18 protein-coding genes are annotated in these 19,546 nt (G+C 53.8%); 9 read left to right on the top strand and 9 right to left on the bottom strand.

Annotated features, from left to right (window positions below; all coding sequences use genetic code 11):
• Positions 1-48 precede the first annotated feature (48 nt).
• A complete protein-coding gene (locus tag AB8Q18_13585; GenBank protein XDZ51188.1) occupies positions 49-1,350 on the bottom strand; it encodes a M16 family metallopeptidase in 1,302 nt (433 codons plus the stop codon).
• A 15-nt stretch (positions 1,351-1,365) separates the two neighbouring features.
• Positions 1,366-2,697, bottom strand: coding sequence for a M16 family metallopeptidase (locus AB8Q18_13580; protein XDZ51187.1), 1,332 nt, complete (start codon positions 2,695-2,697; stop codon positions 1,366-1,368).
• 71 nt (positions 2,698-2,768) lie between these two features.
• On the opposite strand from AB8Q18_13580, the gene ftsY reads away from it, so the two are divergent.
• The 3 genes from ftsY to ftsX are packed head-to-tail and all read left to right on the top strand — an operon-like array spanning position 2,769 to position 5,788.
• Positions 2,769-4,190, top strand: coding sequence for a signal recognition particle-docking protein FtsY (gene ftsY / locus AB8Q18_13575; GenBank protein ID XDZ51186.1), 1,422 nt, complete (start codon positions 2,769-2,771; stop codon positions 4,188-4,190).
• 39 nt (positions 4,191-4,229) lie between these two features.
• Positions 4,230-4,883, top strand: a complete 654-nt coding sequence (locus AB8Q18_13570; protein XDZ51185.1) for a cell division ATP-binding protein FtsE — start codon at positions 4,230-4,232, stop codon at positions 4,881-4,883.
• Positions 4,880-5,788 (top strand): permease-like cell division protein FtsX, encoded by a 909-nt coding sequence (gene ftsX / locus AB8Q18_13565; protein ID XDZ51184.1) that lies wholly within the window; start codon positions 4,880-4,882, stop codon positions 5,786-5,788. The genes AB8Q18_13570 and ftsX overlap by 4 nt, the downstream gene beginning before the upstream one ends.
• Positions 5,789-5,855: 67 nt before the next feature.
• Here the strand turns inward: ftsX and AB8Q18_13560 are convergent, their stop codons facing one another.
• Positions 5,856-7,046 (bottom strand): MFS transporter, encoded by a 1,191-nt coding sequence (locus AB8Q18_13560; protein ID XDZ51183.1) that lies wholly within the window; start codon positions 7,044-7,046, stop codon positions 5,856-5,858.
• A 104-nt stretch (positions 7,047-7,150) separates the two neighbouring features.
• Between AB8Q18_13560 and AB8Q18_13555 the strand changes: the two genes are divergently transcribed.
• Positions 7,151-7,744 (top strand): TetR/AcrR family transcriptional regulator, encoded by a 594-nt coding sequence (locus AB8Q18_13555; protein XDZ51182.1) that lies wholly within the window; start codon positions 7,151-7,153, stop codon positions 7,742-7,744.
• Here AB8Q18_13555 and phoR read toward each other — a convergent pair.
• The 6 genes from phoR to dprA form a co-directional block, all read right to left on the bottom strand.
• Entirely contained in the window at positions 7,741-9,063 is a 1,323-nt protein-coding gene (gene phoR, locus AB8Q18_13550; protein ID XDZ51181.1) for a phosphate regulon sensor histidine kinase PhoR, read from the bottom strand. The two genes, AB8Q18_13555 and phoR, sit on opposite strands and share 4 nt — an antisense overlap.
• Positions 9,060-9,758, bottom strand: coding sequence for a phosphate regulon transcriptional regulator PhoB (phoB, locus tag AB8Q18_13545; GenBank protein XDZ51180.1), 699 nt, complete (start codon positions 9,756-9,758; stop codon positions 9,060-9,062). The genes phoR and phoB overlap by 4 nt, the downstream gene beginning before the upstream one ends.
• Positions 9,759-9,871: 113 nt before the next feature.
• The gene (proB, locus tag AB8Q18_13540) at positions 9,872-11,017 is read right to left on the bottom strand and encodes a glutamate 5-kinase (protein ID XDZ51179.1); all 1,146 of its coding nucleotides are present in this window, start codon (positions 11,015-11,017) and stop codon (positions 9,872-9,874) included.
• A 133-nt stretch (positions 11,018-11,150) separates the two neighbouring features.
• Positions 11,151-13,457 carry a type I DNA topoisomerase gene (gene topA / locus AB8Q18_13535; protein XDZ51178.1) on the bottom strand — a complete coding sequence of 769 codons (2,307 nt, stop codon included), beginning with the start codon at positions 13,455-13,457 and terminating at the stop codon, positions 11,151-11,153.
• Between the two features lie 49 nt (positions 13,458-13,506).
• Positions 13,507-13,965 carry a DUF494 family protein gene (locus AB8Q18_13530; GenBank protein XDZ51177.1) on the bottom strand — a complete coding sequence of 153 codons (459 nt, stop codon included), beginning with the start codon at positions 13,963-13,965 and terminating at the stop codon, positions 13,507-13,509.
• A gap of 27 nt (positions 13,966-13,992) precedes the next feature.
• A complete protein-coding gene (dprA, locus tag AB8Q18_13525) occupies positions 13,993-15,126 on the bottom strand; it encodes a DNA-processing protein DprA (GenBank protein XDZ51176.1) in 1,134 nt (377 codons plus the stop codon).
• 186 nt (positions 15,127-15,312) lie between these two features.
• Between dprA and AB8Q18_13520 the strand changes: the two genes are divergently transcribed.
• The 5 genes from AB8Q18_13520 to AB8Q18_13500 all read left to right on the top strand — a co-directional run bounded on the left by AB8Q18_13520 (position 15,313) and on the right by AB8Q18_13500 (position 19,546).
• On the top strand, positions 15,313-16,065 hold the full coding sequence (locus AB8Q18_13520) for an SDR family NAD(P)-dependent oxidoreductase (GenBank protein ID XDZ51175.1): 753 nt from the start codon (positions 15,313-15,315) through the stop codon (positions 16,063-16,065).
• A 195-nt stretch (positions 16,066-16,260) separates the two neighbouring features.
• Positions 16,261-16,764 (top strand): peptide deformylase, encoded by a 504-nt coding sequence (gene def / locus AB8Q18_13515; protein ID XDZ51174.1) that lies wholly within the window; start codon positions 16,261-16,263, stop codon positions 16,762-16,764.
• 31 nt (positions 16,765-16,795) lie between these two features.
• A complete protein-coding gene (gene fmt, locus AB8Q18_13510; protein ID XDZ51173.1) occupies positions 16,796-17,728 on the top strand; it encodes a methionyl-tRNA formyltransferase in 933 nt (310 codons plus the stop codon).
• A complete protein-coding gene (rsmB, locus tag AB8Q18_13505; protein ID XDZ51172.1) occupies positions 17,725-18,981 on the top strand; it encodes a 16S rRNA (cytosine(967)-C(5))-methyltransferase RsmB in 1,257 nt (418 codons plus the stop codon). Before fmt ends, rsmB begins: the two co-directional genes overlap by 4 nt.
• Positions 18,947-19,546, top strand: coding sequence for a DUF4390 domain-containing protein (locus AB8Q18_13500; protein ID XDZ52939.1), 600 nt, complete (start codon positions 18,947-18,949; stop codon positions 19,544-19,546). The genes rsmB and AB8Q18_13500 overlap by 35 nt, the downstream gene beginning before the upstream one ends.

The following is a 19,546-nucleotide window of genomic DNA, read 5'->3' as shown; positions in this document are numbered from 1 at the left end:
CGTTTGCATTGTGTGCAAACGGCTAGGGTGTGCAAAAGGGTGAGTCGATTAGCCGCCCACCACCACGATGTTTAAAAAGGCAGGGTTAATGCGGCGTTGCCACACTTCTTTAATCTGCTCCGGGGTCACTTTGGCGACGGCTTTGGGGTAGTCGTCTAAGTAGGTCAAGGGCAGATTGTATTGGCCGATGAGGCTTAAATAGCTCAGCAGTTTGGCGTTGGTGTCTATGCGTAGCGGGAAGCCGCCAATCATATTGTCCTGTGCCTGTTTGACTTCAGTAGCGCTGGGGCCCTGTTTTAAATAGTCGGTCAGCACTTTTTGGCTTAAGGCCAAGGCTTCTTCGGTGGTGGCTTTCTTGGTTTTTAAGCCAATGCTGAAGGTGCCTTTTTCTAAGCTGGGGCTGAACGAGCTAGATACGCCGTAGGTCAAGCCACGGTTGTCGCGGAGCTCTTTCATCAAGCGCGACTCAAAGCCACCGCCGCCCAAAATGTAGTTACCGACCATGAAGGCGTAGTAATCAGGGTCGTCGCGGGTGATGACGGGGTAGCCCATCACAATGCTGGCTTGGCTAGAAGGGTGGGCGATGTTGCGGCGTTGTCCTTTTTTATCGGTGTCGACTTTCGGCAAAGTCCGCAGCTCTGAGGCCTTGGCCGGTAGGCCTTGCAATAGGCGTTCGGCTAGGGTGTTGGCTTGGGCTTTGCTGAGGTCGCCGACGATGGACACAATGGCGTTGTCTTGCGCGTAATAGGCTTGATGAAAGCGCACTAAGTCGTCACGGCTGATGGCGCGAATGCTGGCTTCGGTGGTTTTGGCGCCATAGCCATAAGGATGGTCGCCGTAGTTAAGCGTGGCGTAGGCGCGGGCGCTTAAAAATCCGGGGCTGGTTTCGCCTTGCTTCAGGCTTAACACTGCACGGTCTTGCTCGCGTTTTAAAATGGCGGCGTCAAAGCGTGGCTTGGTCAACACCAAATTAGTGAGGGCGACGGTTGGATTAAGGACGTCTTTTTTGCTCAGGCTGCGAAAGCCCACGCCTGCACTTTCAGTACCCGCGGCGCTGCTGATGCTGACGGCTAAATCTGCGGTGCGCTCGTTGAAGGCTTCCTCATCTAAGTCGCCGGCGCCTGCGTCCATTAGGCCACCGGTAAAGCCGGCTACACCTAGTTTGGCGGGATCGTCCTGCATGCCGCCGGCGTTAAACGACACGCTGACGTCAACAATGGGGTTTTGATGGCTCTCAATGAATAAAACTTTGGCGCCATTTTTAAGCTGCCAGCTTTGAATGTCAACGGCGTGTGCTGCCATGGAGGCGGTGGCGAAAAGGGCCACAAGGCCTAAGGTTTGGATGCGCATAGGATGATGGCCTTTCTATGGTTTAGGAGCAGGGTTGATCGGTTCAGGCTTGAGCGTGACCACGGTGAGTCGGTCGTCAATCAGCGATTGCGCTGCGGCCTGAATGTCTTTACTGGTGATTTTTTGCATGTTTTTCTTCATCGTGGCTTCGGCTTCATGCCCAAAGCCCACCATTTCTAAATAGCCCATGCTTAGGGCTTGGCCTTCCATCGAGTCTTTTTTGTACACGTCAGAAGCATCCATTTGGTTACGGATGCGTTTTAATTCCGCATCGGATACGCCTTTTTGGGCGATCTCGCTGACCACTGCTTTTAGAGCGGCTTCAATATCGGCTAGATTTTGGCCTTGAATGGGCATGGCGGTCAGGGTAAACAGGCTCGCGCCGCGGTTGAATAAGTCATAGCCGGCGCTGACGCTGAGGGCGATTTTGTCTTCACGCACCAATTTTTTACTGAGGCGGCTGGCTTCATGGCCGTCTAAAACCGCAGCCAGCATAGCCAGCGCATAGGGTTCTTTGTCGTTTAGCTTGATGAGTTTGGGGACTTTATAGGCCAAGGCCAGAATCGGCAGTTCGGAAGGCGCGCTGACCTCAACCCGTTTAATGCCTTTTTGGGCGGGCTCTAGCTGCGGTTTGCGTAGCGGCAGGGTTTGTGGCTTCAGGCCGCCAAACTCACGTTTGATGACGGCTAAGGTTTCCTCGGCGTTGACGTCACCGACGATGATGACGGTGGCGTTATTGGGGGCATACCACTGTTTGTACCAGTCCCGTAAATCGTTTGCCTGCATGTGGTCAAGGTCGTTCATCCAACCAATAACGGGTAGGCGAGATGGGCTGGCGATAAAGGCGTTGGCCAAGAGGCCTTCCCACAGTACGCCGCCAGGCGTGTCGTCGGTGCGCATGCGGCGTTCTTCTTTGATGACGTCCATCTCGTTGGTAAATGCTTCATCGCTGAAATTCAAATTGGCCATGCGGTCAGCTTCCAGCTTCAGCATTTGCGGCAAGGCACTGGCGGCCGTGGTTTCGTAATACACGGTTTGGTCTTGGCTGGTGAAGGCGTTGAATTGGCCACCGGTGGCGGCCACTAGACGACTGAATTCACCGGCGGGCACGCTGTCGGTGCCTTTAAACATCAGGTGTTCCAGCGCATGGCTGAGGCCTGTGGTGCCGTTGAGCTCGTCTACGCTGCCGACGCGATACCAGATTTGGGACACGGCTACGGGAGCACGATGATCTTCTTTAATGATGACTTTAAGGCCGTTGTCTAGGGACTGCGTTAAGGTTTTTGCCTGTATGGGCAGGGCGGTCATGCCCAATAGTGTGATTAATGTGAAACAAATCTGACGCATTTATTTATCCCCTCATGATTTACCGATACAATGGTAGGTATTTACAGCCTTATTTCAAGACAAGCAGAATTATGTTTAGTTTCTTTAGAAGAAAAAAGTCGAAGCCGGATCAAACCGAAGCGCAAAGCCCAGCCACCGAGGTGGTGGAACCCATTAGCCTGCCTGAAGAGGCCGCGCCTAGTCCAGAGTATGAAGAATCCCATGGGGATACGCAACCTTTGGTTGAAGATGCGGCTGTGGGGGACCCAGTTGATGGCTCCGTGTCACCAGAGCCAGAACCAGAACCAGAGCTAGAACCAGAGCCAGAACCAGAACCAGAACCAGAGCCAGAGCCAGAACCAGAGCCAGAACCAGAGCCAGAACCAGAGCCAGAACCAGAGCCAGAACCAGAACCAGAACCAGAGCCAGAGCCAGAGCCAGAGCCAGAACCAGAGCCAGAACCAGAACCAGAACCAGAACCAGAACCAGAGCCAGAGCCAGAGCCAGAGCCAGAGCCAGAACCAGAACCAGAACCAGAACCAGAACCAGAACCCGTGGCGGTATCGGCAATCGCCGAAGCCAAGACCAAGTTGAGCTGGGCGCAGCGCCTGAAGCAAGGCTTGAGCAAGTCGCGCAATAAGCTGGGCAAATCTTTGGCCAGCGTATTTGGCGGCGGCCAAATAGATGAAGAGCTGTATGAGGATTTGGAATCGGTGCTGTTGACCAGCGACATGGGCATCGAGGCCACCGAGCATTTATTGGCCGAGGTGCGTGACCGCGTGAGCTTACGCGGCCTTAAAAATGCGACCGAGCTACGTACCGCGCTGCAAGAAGCTTTAACTGAGCTTATTTTGCCGCTGGAGCAACCTTTGGTCTTGCCCAAGCAAGAGGGGCCTTATGTGATTATGATGGCGGGGGTGAACGGTGCGGGCAAAACCACGTCTATTGGTAAGCTGGCTAAATACTTCCAGCTACAGGGCAAGAGCGTGTTGTTGGCCGCGGGCGATACCTTCCGGGCGGCTGCGCGTGAACAGCTGATGGAGTGGGGTGAGCGCAACAACGTCACCGTGATCAGCCAAGGCGGTGGTGATTCGGCCGCAGTGTGTTACGACGCGATTCAGGCAGCTAAGGCGCGCAACATCGATGTGGTGTTGGCCGATACGGCTGGTCGATTGCCTACACAGCTGAATTTGATGGAAGAAATTAAAAAAGTAAAACGTGTGGTTCAAAAAGCCATTCCCGAAGCGCCCCATGAAATCATCTTGGTTTTGGACGCCAACATCGGCCAAAATGCCTTAAACCAAGTGGCGGCGTTTGATGATGCTTTGGGTTTAACGGGCTTGATCTTATCCAAGCTAGACGGTACAGCCAAAGGCGGTGTGATTGCGGCCTTGGCCAAAACCCGACCCATTCCGGTGCGCTTCATCGGCGTGGGTGAGGGCATTGATGATCTACGCCCCTTCGTGGCTAAAGACTATGTAGAGGCTCTTTTGGGCCAAGATGAGCAGGCCTAACCAACGGCGGTTCTTAACCCTGACAGAAAGTATGCAAAGATGATTCGTTTTGAACAAGTGAGCAAAACCTATCCGGGTGGCTTTACGGCGTTAAAGAATTTAAGCTTTGAAGTACATCATGGTGAAATGGTGTTCTTGGCCGGCCACTCTGGTGCGGGCAAGTCCACGATTTTAAAATTAATTTCAGGGATTACCAAGCCGTCTTCGGGCAAGGTGATGTTTAATAACCAAGATTTGAGCAAGCTGAATGACAATCAGCTGGGTTATATGCGTCAGCACATCGGCATCGTGTTTCAAGACCACAAAATTTTGTTTGACCGCAACGTCATCGACAATGTGTTGCTGCCTTTGCAAATTGCTGGCTATTCACGCGATCAAGCCATTGAGCGCGCCTTAGTGGCGATTGATAAAGTGGGTTTAAAAGGTAAAGAGCTGGCGCGCCCAGAAAGCCTGTCCGGTGGCGAGCAGCAGCGTTTGTGCATTGCCCGAGCGGTGGTGAATAAGCCCAGTTTGCTGATTGCCGACGAGCCCTCTGCTAACCTGGATCGTGCTTACGCCTTAGACATTATGGAATTGTTTCGCTCCTTCCATCAGGCGGGCGTGACCGTGTTGGTGTCGGCTCATGATGAAACCTTAATGGCCGATTATGGCCACCGAATTTTGCGACTCAAAGAAGGGCAGTTAAGCGCATGAGGCTATTCACTTTACACTTTATGGCGGCGAAGCGTGCCTTGGTGGCGCTGTGGCAGCAGCCGTTTGGCAGCCTGTTTACTTTTGCCATGCTGGCGGTGGCCATGACTCTGCCGCTGGCCCTTTACTTAGGCGTACAAAGCAGCTCACCGTTTATTGGTAAACTGGCCAAAACGCCACAGGTGACGGTATACATGGATCGACAGGTGTCCGAAGATGATTTACGCAACGTGGAGCAATCCCTAGCGGCCCTAAGCACGATTGCCAAGGTAGATTTCGTCAGTAAAGACGAAGCCTTGGATCAGCTTGAATTGGGCATGGGCGAAAATGATTTGGTGTCGTTGATGGATGGCAATCCGCTGCCGCATGCGTTTGTGGTGACCCCAAAGAAAATGGACACCGCCGACCTTTTGACCTTAAAAGATGAGTTGGCCACGTTGCCGATGGTGGATCAGGCCCACGTCGACGCCGAATGGGCGCAGACCATCCAAAAAATCATGCGCCTTCTGAATCAACTGACGCTATTCTTGGCCATTACTTTGAGTTTGGCCTTTGTGCTGGTGGCGCATAACACCATCCGTTTGCAAATTCTGTCGAAAAAAGAAGAGATTGAAGTCACCAAGCTTTTGGGCGCATCGTCTTCGTTTATTCGGCGGCCGTTTTTGTATCAGGCCATTTGGCAGGGCGTGTTTTCTAGTCTGCTGAGTTTGATCCTGTGTTCGTGGATTGTGGGCGGCGCTCAAAAGCTGTTTGATGAAGCGTTTAGCGCCTATGGCGTGGTGTTCCAATGGCGGTTTTTCAGCGTGCCTGAAGTACTGGTGGTATTTGTGGTGGCCAGCCTCTTGGGGGTCATTGGTGCCTATTTGGCCACGCAACAGCATTTGAGTAGTTACAAATCTAAGGCTTAAGGGGTTTATGATTGAAAAAAGCCGCGCTTAACGATGACGTTAAGCGCGGCTTTTTGGTGAGCCAGCATCAGCCGATGTGGATGCCGTCACGCAGTAGGCGTTGGCCAAAGTAGGCCACTAACAGCACCACAAAGCCCGCAAACAGAGTAATGCCAAAGGCACTGGTGGTGCCAAAATAGTCGATGACTGAGCCCGCAATGGCGGCGCCCACGGCCACACCAATGCCTAAACCTGTCACCATCCAGGTCAGGCCTTCGGTTAGCTTGGCTTCGGGCACAATTTTCTGCACCAGGCCCATGGCGATGATCATGGTGGGGGAAAAGAACACACCGGCGATTAGCACCGCGCCAGAGAGGAACCAGATGTCGCTGGCAAAAAAGAACGGAATCGCCGTGATGGCCGTGGCCAAAGAGGCCCATAGGAACAGCGTCGGCAGCGGCGTTTTGATTTTTAAGGTGCCAAAAATCAGGCCGGCGACGCAGGAGCTTAAGGCATAGGCGGACAGCACCAGGCTAGCCGCAGCCGGTATGCCTTGCTCTTTGGCGAAGGCCACGGCAATCACATCGATGGTGCCGACAATGGTGCCCAATGCGATCAGCGCCAACACCAAGATTTTTACTGAATGTAAGGTCAATACCGAACGGCCTCGCGGGCCATCGGCATGCATGACCGGCGGTTCGGTGGCCTTTTGCGACACAAATACATACACCCCAACGGCCAGCAGCACCGCCGCCATCAAAATACCGGCTTCAGGGAAGAGGGCCACGCTCAGGCCCACGGAAATGGGTGGGCCGACGATGAAGCAAATCTCATCCAGCACAGATTCAAATGAAAACGCCGTGTGCAGCTTAGAGCTGCCGCGATACAACTGCGTCCAGCGAGCACGCACCATGGCCGACATGCTGGGCATACAGCCTGCCAGTGCGGCAAACAGATACAGCGTCCATTGCGGTGCATTAAAGCGGGTGGCCCCAAAGAGGGCGACCAGGGCCAAGACGCACACCAAAGTCACCCAGGGCAATACCTTGCTCTGGCCAACGCGGTCGACGGCACGTGAAATTTGTGGCGCTAAAATGGCCATGGAAAACGCAAACGTGGCCGCCACGGCGCCAGCGAGCCAGTAAGAATCATGCGTCTGAGACAGCATGGTGATGATGCCAATGCCGGTCATCGAGAGCGGCATACGAGCAAAAAAGCCGGCGCTGGAAAAAGCTTTCGTGCCCGGCTGCTGAAATAAAATACTGTATGGATTAGCCATACTGGCTCCAGTGAAGAATGAAAACGTGAAATCGTCCGCTACTGTAATTGACATACGTCGTGTATGTCAATTAAAATATGAGTCATTCTAAAAGAGGTAAGTTGATGATTCGTAAAACCCGCGCCGAAACCATGCAAGAGACGCGCAGCAAACTTTTGGCCACTGCAAGGCAGTGGTTTACAGAAAAAGGCTATGCCGAGACGGTGATGGACGAGCTCACGGCTGCCGCCGGCTTGACGCGCGGCGCCCTTTATCATCATTTTGGCAACAAAGAAGGCCTGTTTTTAGCCGTGGCCTTGATGTTGGATGAGGAGTTGAATCAACGCTTAGACACACTGTCGGCGGCTCAGCCCACGGTATGGACTGCGCTATTGGCGCGCTGTGATGAATATTTGGCCATGAGCTTAGAGCCTGAAGTACAGCGGATTTTGCTGCGCGATGCGCCCGCCGTACTCAGCGCCGACGATTTAGAGGCCAGCCGTCGCGGCTGCGTGCTGTCGCTACAGGCGCTGCTGCAGCAGCTTCAGGCTGAAGGTACGATTGTGGCAGCGCCGGCCGAAATGTTGGCGACCATGCTCAATGGGGCGCTGATGGAGGCTTCGTTTCGCATCGGCCGCGTTACGTCGGCCGAAACGGCCTTAGTGGAGTCGCAGGCCCTCTATCGCAGCATGTTGGCCGGCTTTCGCTGCGGTGATTAATCCTGATTCGAGGAGGGCGTGGGGCAACGCTTTAAGCGCGTGCTGAAGGTGCTGCCTTTGCCGACGATGCTGACCACTTTTAATTCGGCCTGATGTAGGGCTAAAACGTGTTTGGTGATGGCCAAGCCAAGGCCAGTGCCGCCTTGTTTACGGGTGCGGCCGGTGTCGACTCGATAAAAGCGTTCCGTTAGCCGCGACAGGTGTTCTTGAGCGATGCCCATACCGGTGTCGCTGACGGCAAAATACGCTTCCTGCCCTTTTTTATTCAACAATACTTCAATGTGGCCTTCGGCCGGCGTATAGCGCACGGCGTTAAAGCTGAGGTTGCTCAGCGCGGCATACAGGTCGCTTTGGCTGCCTTCTACCCATAGATCTGGCTCTATTTTGGCGGTAATCGTGTGTTGATTTTGAGAGAGGTTCTTGGTGTTTTGGACAATTTGCTCAACCAAGGCCGACAGATTGATGATTTCCGTGTCTTGAAACTCTTGTTTGTTCTCCAGGCGCGATAGCGTCAATAAATCGCTCACTAGGCTGTGCATACGGGTCGCTTCGGACTGCATCAGGCCAATAAATTCTTGCTGTTGGGCCTGGTCTAGGTCGGGCAAGTCGGCCAAGGTTTCCAAAAAGCCGTTGATGACGGTGAGCGGGGTGCGCAGCTCGTGTGACACATTGGCGATAAAATCGGTTCGGGTCGCGTGCAGCTGTTCTAAATCGGTTAAGTCTTGGCTGATCAACAGCCGGTAGCTGCCGTCAAACGGGGTCAGGCTCAGCTGTAAGACGCGCTCAAGGTAGGGGCCTTTAGGCAAGGTGAGCTTGAGTTGATTTTCGGCTACTAAGGGCTGTTCTAAAAAGGCCAGAAATTCAGGGGCCCGGATCAAGTTTTTTAAAATGCCTTTGGTGTCGGCGCTGCGGTCTAGGTTGAAGTGGGTCAGCGCCAACTGATTAAACCATTCGATACGGCCGGCTTTGTCTAAAATGATCACGCCATTGGGCATGGCCTCGGCTGCGGCGTTAAAGCGCAATAAGGCCGTGCTGAGCTTTTGCTTGCGGCGTTTACGGCTTTTGGTTTGGCGCAATAGGGTGGCGAAAATGGGTCGCCATGTGCCGATGCCGCGCGGCACGCTGCGTACCTTGGGGCGTTTAAGCCATTTGATCAAGAGGCCAATCTGGTACAGGTGGCCCAAGAGCCAGGTGGCCAACAGGACGATGAACAGCCATAGCGCGGTTTCGCTGTTGCCGGTGTGGGCGCCCACGATGAAGGGGGGGATTAAACACAGGCCAAGGGTCAGTAGATTTTTTAAAAAAAAGCGACTGATCATGATGATTGGGCTTTGGTGGATAGGCGATAGCCCGCCCCGCGCACCGTTTGAATCAGGTGTTCAGCGTCACCTTCGGCCAGTGCTTTACGCAGGCGGCGGATGTGGACGTCGACGGTGCGTTCCTCAACAAAAACATGGTCTCCCCAAACCAAATCCAACAGCTGACGGCGCGAGTAAACGCGTTCGGTGTGGGTCATGAAAAAATGCAGTAGCTTAAATTCAGTGGGGCCAAACGGCAAAGCTTTGCCGTGGGCGGTGACCACGTGTTCGGTTGGGTCTAGGGTGAGGGCACCAATGTGGACGGAAGTGTCGGTTTTTTGTGGGGCACGGCGGCGCAGCAGCGCATTGATGCGTGCCACCAGCTCCCGCGGCGAAAAGGGCTTAGTTAGATAATCGTCGGCGCCGCCGTTTAGGCCTTGCTCCTTATCCAATTCGTCACCGCGTGCCGTCAGTAGGATAATGGGTAAATCTTTGCTGCGCGGATCTTGCCGTAGCTGTTTGGTGAACTGTACGCCGGACATGCCCGGCAGCATCCAGTCTAAGAGCACTACGTCTGGTAGGCTTTGGGCCAATAGCGGTTGGGCTTCTTCTATGCTTTCCGCGGCCAATACGGTAAACCCTGCTTGGCTGAGGGTAAACTTAATCAGCGTCATGATGGCCGCTTCATCTTCCACTACCAGTACGGTGACAGACATGGTGTTTCCTTAAAAGATCTTGGTGGGGTTAGCTTAACCACTTTATGTGACGGTATTGTGACAAACTCGTGCTCGTGTGCTCTGAGGGTGTCACAAATCCGTTTCAGCCTAGCTTAATCAGCGCGATAGGCTAGGCGCATGACTAAGTTGTCGCGGTGAACCAGCTCTTCTTCGGCTCGATACCCAAGCTTGGCTTCGATCTGATGCGACGGCGTGCGGCACAGCTTGCGTACTTCTTGGGCGCTGTAGTTGACTAAGCCTCGGGCAATTTCTTCGCCGCTGGGGTTCAAGATGGCGATGACCTCACCGCGTAAGAAATCACCGCTCACGCTCACGCTGCCGATGGGCAGCAGGCTGGAATGTTTCTGAATTAAGGCTAAGGCCGCGCCCTGATCAATGTTGATTTGGCCTGATACGTGTAGATGGCTCATGAGCCACTGCTGGCGAGCATTCAGGCGGGTTTTACTGGGGCTTAAGAAGGTGCCGATGGCTTCGCCTTGGGCCAGCCGTACCAACACATTGGCCTCGTGGCCAGACGCAATTACGGTGGCGGCGCCGCTGACGGCGGCGCGTTTGGCGGCGATGATTTTGGTATACATGCCGCCAGTGCCCACGCTAGAACCTGCCCCGCCGGCCATTTGTTCTAGTTCTGGCAGGCCCGCTTGGGCGTGGCTGATGAATTTAGCCGCTGGGTTTTTACGCGGATCTGCGTCAAAAAGCCCTACTTGGTCGGTCAAAATCACCAGTGCATCGGCTTCTAATAGATTGGTCACCAAGGCACCTAGAGTGTCGTTGTCGCCCAGCTTGATCTCGGTGGTGGTGACGGTGTCGTTTTCGTTGATGATGGGCAAGATGTTGAGGTCGAGCAGCGTTTTTAAGGTGCTTTTGGCGTTTAAATAACGGGTGCGGTCGGCCAGGTCTTCGTGGGTGAGCAAAATTTGGGCAGTCTGTATGCCCTGTTTGGAAAATACCTGCTCATAGGCCTGGGCCAAGCCCATTTGGCCGACGGCGGCGGCGGCCTGTAGTTCATTAATGGCCTTGGGGCGAACCTGCCAGTTCAGGCGTTTGAGGCCCTCGGCAATGGCACCGCTGGACACCAACACCACTTTTTTACCCATATGCTTAAGGGCGGCGATTTGGGCGGCCCAATTGTTCAGGGCCACGAGGTCTACGCCTTCACCTTCATTGGTGACTAGGCTTGAGCCCACCTTGATGATGATGGTTTGGGCGTCTTGCAAAGAAGAAATATTGTCGATCATGGTAAACGTCTATGGTGGGGGCAATGGTTAACAAAAGGCCGAATAGTGGCCGCCGACTGTATCAAGATTATGGGCCTGAATGCGTAAAAAAACCAGAGGGCTGTGGGCGCTCTGGTTTTGTGTGGAAAAAGCTTTAGGCTTCTTCTTCCTTTTTGCCTTCAGGCGGCTCGATCTGCTCGGCGTAGCCACATTCTTTTTGCGGACAAACTTTCTCAGTGCCGCGGCGCTTAGTGGTTTTGATGGTCAAAATTGGCCAAGCGCACTGTGGACAAGGTTCTTCAATCGGCGGATTCCAGGTGGCGTATTTACACGTCGGATAGGTTTCGCAGCTGTAGAACAGCTTGCCGTAGCGGCTTTTACGCTCGATTAAATGGCCTTTTTTACATTCAGGACAGTCAATGCCGGTGTCTTTGGGCTTCTCTAAAGGCTCAATGTGTTTGCATTTAGGGTAGTTGCTGCAGCCAATAAACTTACCGTAACGGCCTTTTTTGTACACCAGTTCGCTGTCACATTTCGGGCAGGTACGGCCTTCCACCACGGTGGGTTCTTCGGCTTCTTTCGCTGCTTCTTCGGCGGTGGCGTTGACGTCACGAGTGTAGTCACATTCAGGGTAGCCTGAGCAGCCAATGAAGCGGCCGCGCTTACCAAAGCGAATCATCAGTGGGTGTGCATTACATTTAGGGCACACCTCTTCCAACATTTCGGTGGTGATTTCGGCACGTGGAATGTCTTCTTTTTCTTTGACCTGCTTGTGAAAACCGTCCCAGAATTTCGCCATGACGGGGATCCACTGACGCTCACCCTTGGCAATTTCATCCAGCTGGTTTTCCAGTTTAGCGGTAAAATTATAGTCCACGTATTGACCAAAATGTTCGGTCAGGAATTTATTCACGATATCGCCCGTGTCGGTGGGCAAGAAGCGCTTTTGATCAACGGTGACGTATTCACGGTCTTTCAGGGTCGAAATAATGCTGGCGTAGGTCGACGGGCGGCCAATGCCAAATTCTTCTAAGGATTTCACTAGCGAAGCTTCAGAGAAGCGCGGTGGCGGCTGGGTAAAGTGCTGTTCGCCGTAGAGTTTGTCTACCGGTAAAACGTCGCCTTCGTTGAGTACAGGTAGTTTGGCCTGATCTTCTTTGTCCGCACTGTCGTCTACGTCTTCTTCATACACCGCCAAGAAACCGGCAAACGTCATCACTTGGCCGGTTACGCGGAACACGCCGTCGCCCATATTGATGTCGACGCTGGTGGTGTCAAATTTGGCTTTGGCCATTTGGCTGGCCACGGTGCGCTTCCAAATCATTTGATACAGGCGGAACTGGTCGGCGGTTAAGAAGGGCTTCACCGCTTCAGGCGTACGATACACAGAAGTGGGGCGAATCGCCTCGTGGGCCTCTTGTGCATTTTGCGAGCGGGTTTTATAGGTATTCGGGGTTTTGGGTAAATAATCACCGTCCATCTTGTTTTCGATGTAATGGCGAATTTCCGTTAGGGCTTCTGCCGCTAAGGTCACCGAGTCGGTACGCATATAGGTGATCAAACCAGTGGCGCCTTGGCCCACGTCAATCCCTTCGTATAGCTGTTGAGCGGTACGCATGGTGCGGTCGGTGGTCATGCCTAGTTTGCGCACGCCCTCTTGTTGCAGGGTCGAAGTGGTAAACGGTGCGGCTGGATTACGGGTGCGTTTTTTCTTTTCAATGGTGCTGACCACGGCTTCTTTGCCGGTGAGCTGGTCTAGTACGGCTTGCTGCGCGCCTTCATTGCCCATGGCAAACTGATCTAGCTTATCGCCTTTAAAGTGGGTCAGTTTGGCGGTGAATTTTTGGCGGCCTTTGTGACTGTCGAAATGCATCGACCAATATTCTTGGGTTTCAAACGCCTTGATTTCGTTTTCACGCTCGCAGATTAAACGTAGCGCTGGGCTTTGGACCCGACCCGCAGACAGGCCACGGCGTATTTTTTTCCACAGTAGTGGCGATAGGTTAAAGCCCACCAAGTAATCTAAGGCGCGGCGCGCCTGCTGGGCGTCGACTAGGTCTAGCGATAGCTCGCGTGGGTTAGCGATGGCTTCGAGCACTGCGTTTTTGGTCACTTCGTGGAACACCACGCGCAACGGTTTTAAATGCTTGAGATTCTTTTTACTGCCGATGATTTCTTGTAGGTGCCATGAAATGGCCTCACCCTCCCTATCCGGGTCAGTCGCCAGATAGAGGTTTTCAGCTTCTTTGGCGGCGCTGACGATGGCGTCAACGTGTTTGCTGTTGCGGCTGACTAATTGATATTTCATTTTGAAATCGTTGTCAGGATCCACAGCGCCCGTTTTGGGCACCAAGTCGCGGACGTGACCATATGAAGCCAAGACTTCAAAGTCACTGCCCAAGTATTTTTTTAATGTTTTGGCCTTAGAAGGCGACTCGACAATTAATAAGTTTTTAGACATATACTCTGTAACCGATATAAAAAGATTGTCCTAAAAGGACAATCAAACGTTATTGCATGGTAGGTTCGCCCTGAATGGCGGCTAATAGTTCGTCACCAATCAGGACCGGTAGTTCCGATTCTTGCGCCCACAGCACGATGAGCGTGAGCATTTTGGTATTTTTAGGGGTTACTTCATCATGCGGCAGCTGCATCAGCGCGTCGATGATGATTTCGCGCTGTAGGGCGTTGATGGCCTGTTCGGTTTCCAAGAACTGCATTAAGCCCCATACCTCGTCGGGTAGATAGGCATGTTCTTCCACGGTGTACACGCGCATGCCGTGGCTGAGGGCCAGAGCGGGGTAATCAAAGACTTGGGGCTGGCGCAGGCGATCAAGCCAATCTAATGCTTCTGCGATGTCTACTTGATCAAAACCAGCGTGCTCAAGGTAGGCACCCAAATCGTCCCGCGGCGGACAGTCGGCCAAATCCTGGAAGTTTTCGATTAAAAAAGTAAACACTTCAAACATATTATATTCTCTTAATGAGTTGTATTTTCAGGAAAGTCTTTGAAAGCGACCACCTGCTATGGGGTGGACGATACCTGATAACTCTAATTGCAGCAATTGAGCATACACATCTGCGGCAGGAATGCCAAGCTTTTGTGTCAGCGCGTCTGGATGGATGGGATCAAAACCCATGGCGTTTAAAATGAGTAGGGCGTCGCCGGCCAGTTCGGCCATGGCCGCCGTGATTGAGGGAGTGGGCTGAGCTGAGGCTATAGATGGCGATGATGGTGTAAAAAACAAGGGCAGCTCAGCTAAAAGGTCGGCGATGTTTTCAACTAAGGCCGCGCCTTGCTTGAGTAAATAGTGACAGCCGCTGGCTTCAGGGTTGTGGATGGATCCGGGGATGGCCATGACTTCTCGATTGAGTTCGGCGGCGAGCCGTGCGGTGATTAAAGAACCAGAATGGCGCCTGGCTTCAACCACTAAAGTGGCTAGGCTAAGGCTGGCGATTAAACGATTTCGGCGCGGAAAGTTGGCCGGCAGCGGTGCTGTGCCTAGAGGATATTCCGATAGCAGCAGGCCCCGTTCACAGATGGGCGCGACCAAGCGACGGTTGTGGGCGGGGTAGACGCGATCGATGCCCGTCCCCAAAACTGCAATGGTGCGGCCATTGGCTGCGAGCGCGCCTTCATGCGCGGCGGTGTCGATGCCGGCGGCAAAGCCGGACACCACGGTTAAGTCCAATTCGGCTAGGGCCAGGGCAAAGCGATGGGCATTATCGCGGCCTTGAGGCGTGGGGCGACGGCTGCCGACTAAGGCGATGGCGGGTGGCTGTAGGCTGGCTAAATCTCCTTCGGCAAACAGCGTGGGGGAGGGCATTGGGTCATGCGTCAGGGCCGGCGGGTAGCGAGGGTCGATTAAGGTGAGGATGGCGCGGCGTGGGTCGGCCGCCAGCCAGTCGAGGGCGGCCTGAACGGCACCGTCGCTGGCGCCGTGGGCCAAGCCAGCGGCGATCTGGTGCCGATGCTGGGCGCCCAGATAGGGCAGTAATGCCTGTGGCGGTGCGGCCAGAATCGCCGCCATGCTGCCAAACGCGGTTCTGAGGGCATGAAAAGCCACGGGGCCTAAAAAAGGCGTGAGGCTGACGCGCAGCCATAGTGTGAGTTCTGAGTGGGAAGGCATGGCGACACCTTATATATAGGTAAATAATAAATTATGATTATGGCATATTTGATATTGGGTTGATATAGAGGTGGCCTAGCCGGTTGTTTTTTAACTGACTTAAGCGCATTATAAAGCATGAAAAATGAATAAATGACTCGGCCTAATGAATCAGCAGGGCCAACTATTTCAGAAAAGGAGCACAGCATGACGCAGCAACAGTTTCAGGATCAGGTAGTGATTGTGACCGGGGGTTCTAGCGGCATCGGTAAGGCGACAGCCCTAGCGTTTGCCCAAGCGGGCGCTAAAGTGGTGATTGCGGATTTTGCCGCCGCCGGCGCAGCCGTGGTGGCTGATTTGGTGGCTCAAGGGCATGAAGCGCTGTTCATTCAAGTAGACGTCACCAGTGAAGCAGATACGCAAAACATGGTGGCAACGACGGTGGCTCAGTTTGGGCGCATTGATGTTTTGTTTGCCAATGCCGGCATCGGCTCGGGCGGGGCAATTACCGCCATCAGCTATGCCGATTGGCAAAGAGTCATCGACGTGAATCTTAACGGCGTGTTTTTGTCGAATAAATATGTCATTGCACAAATGGTTCAGCAGGCCAACGGCGGCGCCATCGTCAATTGCGGATCCATCCATAGCTTCGTGGGTAAGGCGGGGGTAACGGCTTACAGCGCAGCCAAAGGCGCCGTGAAGCTCTTAACCCAAACCTTGGCCATCGATTATGCCGCTCAGGGCATCCGCATCAACGCCATTTGCCCAGGCTATATTGACACGCCGCTGCTGCAGGCGATTAAGGGTGCGGATCGGCAGGCGCTGATCGACCTACACCCGCAAGGCCGCCTTGGTCGGCCTGAAGAAGTTGCCAGCGCCGTCTTATTTTTGGCCAGCGATGCGGCTTCATTCGTGAACGGCACTACCCTCTTGGTGGATGGTGGTTACACCGCTCAGTAAGCCATGATTGTGTTGGCCACCTTAGTTCATGCCTAGACTGAGGTGGTCGATCGCACGGCCTCTTCACACTAAATAGCCATTGCCTAAGTTTATAATTTATAATGGGACGTCCGTGGCCTCTGAAAACAGCGGCGCCTGAGCGTCGCCTGACCACGTACGCCCCCATAATGACTGCATAAACAGGAAAGTAAGCACATGGCACTATTAGACATTTTGCGCTACCCAGATGAGCGCCTACACACCGTGGCCAAACCCGTGGCCGAGGTAGATGCTCGCATCAAAAAACTGGTAAGTGATATGGCTGAAACCATGTATGACGCCGCCGGCATTGGCCTGGCTGCCACCCAAGTAAACGTGCATGAGCGCGTGGTGGTGATGGACCTGTCGGAAGAAAAAAACCAGCTATTGGTGTTGATTAATCCAGAAATTGTGGCCCAATCAGGCCAAACCACTTATGAAGAAGGCTGCCTCTCGGTGCCGGGCGTTTACGACACCGTGACCCGTGCCGAAGCCGTGACCGTGCGCGCCTTAGATGCTGAAGGCAAGCCGTTTGAGCTGAAGGCCGACGGCCTATTGGCGATTTGCATTCAGCACGAACTGGACCATCTGGCGGGTAAGGTGTTTGTGGAATACCTCTCTGAGATGAAGCAAAACCGTATCAAGACCAAATTGAAAAAACGCACCAAACAAATGGCGTAAGCCAATAGACTCATCAAAAGACCCAAAACACATGAAGATTATTTTTGCAGGAACCCCCGATTTCGCTGCGGCGGCGCTTCAAGCCATTGTGGCTGCTGGCCACACCGTTTCCTTGGTGTTGACTCAGCCTGATCGCCCGAAAGGACGCGGTATGAAGGCTCAAGCCAGTGCCGTCAAACAGGCAGCAGAGGCCTTAGGCCTTCCCGTGTTTCAGCCGTTGAACCTAAAAGAGGCGGCCGACCAGCAGGTGATTGCTGCCGAAGCGGCGGATGTCATGGTGGTTGCAGCCTATGGCTTGATATTGCCCCAGGCGGTGTTGGACATCCCGCGTTTGGGCTGTTTGAATATTCATGCGTCACTCTTGCCGCGCTGGCGTGGTGCAGCGCCGATACAGCGCGCGATTGAAGCGGGCGACGCCGAAACCGGCGTGTGCATCATGCAAATGGCCGCCGGCCTTGATACGGGCGATGTGCTGCACACGGTACGCACCGACATCAGCGCCACCGACACAGGCTTGAGCGTCCACGACCGGCTGACGGCTTTAGGTGCTGAGGCTATTGTGGCGACTTTGACCGATCTTGAGGCCCGCGTGGCGGTGCCGCAGCCGGAAGAAGGCATCACTTATGCGCACAAATTAAGCAAGGCTGAAGCCCAAATTGTGTGGACCGAAAGCGCCGTTATGATCGACCGTAAAATCCGCGCCTTTAATCCTGTGCCAACTGCGTGGACGGTGTTTGACGGCGTCAACGTGAAAGTGTGGGCCGCCAGCCCGCAGCCAACCGATGGCCCTGCTGGCGAGGTGTTGGCCGCTGGTCCTGAGGGACTACTGGTTGGAACGGGTGAGGGCAGTCTATTGATTACCGAATGGCAGGTGGCGGGCAGTAAACGTCTGGCCATGAGTGCCTATTTGGCCGGCAAGCCGATTGCGCTGGGCAGCGTATTGGGTCAGGAGGTGGGCGCATGAGTATGGTGACCGTACAACGCCTCGCCACCGATACCGTGATGGCCGTAGAAGCAGGACAAAACCTCACCGATGTCTTACAACGCATCATGAGCATGCATCCTGATTTGAGCGCCCAAGAGCGCGGTGCACTGCAGGACATCGCCTATGGCTGCCAACGCTATTTAGGCTCATTGAAGTTTTATCTGCGCCAATTGGTGGCCAAGCAGCTGCCGGCGCCAGAAATCGAAGCCCTGCTATTGGTGGCGCTGTATCAGCTGAATTACTCGAAGAACGCCACCCATGCTGTGGTGAATGAAGCCGTTGAAGTGGCCAGCCACTTGGCCAAAGGTAATTTCAAAGGCTTGGTGAATGGCGTATTGCGTAATTTCTTACGCGAACAAAAAAACCTCGACGCCAAAATGCAGCGCAATGAGTTGGCCAAGCACAACCATCCTTTGTGGTGGGTGAGCTATATGAAAACCCATTACCCCAAGCATTGGCACAATATTTTACAGGCCAACCAGTCGCATCCGCCGATGACGCTGCGCGTCAACAAGCATCATGCCGACGCGGCTCAGTATCAGGCCTTATTGGCTGAAGCCGGCATCGAGTCTAAGATTTTGGGCGACCACGGTTTGAAGCTGCTCAAGCCCGTGCGCGTGGATGAGCTGCCGCACTTTTTTGAAGGCTGGGTGTCCGTGCAAGACTTTGGTGCCCAACAAGCGGCCATTTTACTCAATCCACAGCATGGCGAGCGGGTACTCGACGCCTGTGCTGCCCCTGGCGGTAAAACCGGCCATTTATTAGAGTGGGCCGAGTGCGATCTGACGGCGATCGACATCGACGAGCGCCGTCTGGCGCGGGTGGCGCAAAACGTCACGCGCCTAGGCTTTGAGGCCAAACTGGTGTGTGCGGATGCACAAGACTTAGACGCATGGTATGCTGGAGAACCGTTTGATGCGATTCTGGCCGATGTGCCTTGTACCGCGTCCGGTGTCGTGCGTCGTCACCCCGATATTAAATGGTTGCGCCAAGCTAAAGATGCTCATAAAGTAGCCAAACAGCAGATTAATCTGCTGGATCAGCTGTGGTCTGTGCTCAAGCCCAATGGCCGTATGCTGATGGCGACTTGCTCGCTCTTTATCGAAGAGAATGAGCAGCAAATAGAAGCCTTTTTGGCGCGCCACAGTGACGCACGCTTAAGAAAACAGCATGTTTTTTTACCTAATGATCGACATGATGGCTTTTATTACGCACTTTTACAGAAGCATTAAAGCTTGCCTCTTAGGCCTCGTCCTATTGCTGGTTACCTTACCCGCAATGGCCGAGGATATTGGCGTTGTGCGCGCTAAAGGTACGATTGCCAAGAGTGGTCAGATGTTGGTCAGTACCCGGTTTTCTACCCAGTTGCCGCAGCCCTTAATCGAATCGCTGAATCAAGGGGTGGCGCTGAATTTTAGGCTAGAGTATCAGCTTAATGCACCAAGTTATCAGGCTTATAAGCTGAAACTCAGTAATCTATTCAGTTCCCATGCTGGCCTTAACTATAAGCTGAGCTACCACCCCCTGACCAATCGCTATAAGGTCATCATGGGTACCTTGGCAACCGACTATGCCACCTTAGACGAGGCCGTACAAAGCATTGGCGCCATCGCCAACTGGCGCGTCCTTAGTAATGGCACCTTAAATGGCTATCCGGTGCGCGATGTGTCGGCGGCGGTGAGGCTGTCGCTGAGCATTAGCGATTTGCCTAAACCGTTTCAAATCAACGCCATCACGTCATCGACGTGGAAGCTAGACAGTGGTTGGGTGACCCTGAATCTAAGTAAGGAGTCCTAA

The organism is Neisseriaceae bacterium CLB008 (genome assembly GCA_041228285.1).
GTDB lineage: Bacteria > Pseudomonadota > Gammaproteobacteria > Burkholderiales > Neisseriaceae > JAGNPU01.
The sequence above is the reverse complement of the archived record's forward strand: the minus strand, read 5'-3'. Positions and strand labels throughout refer to the sequence as shown.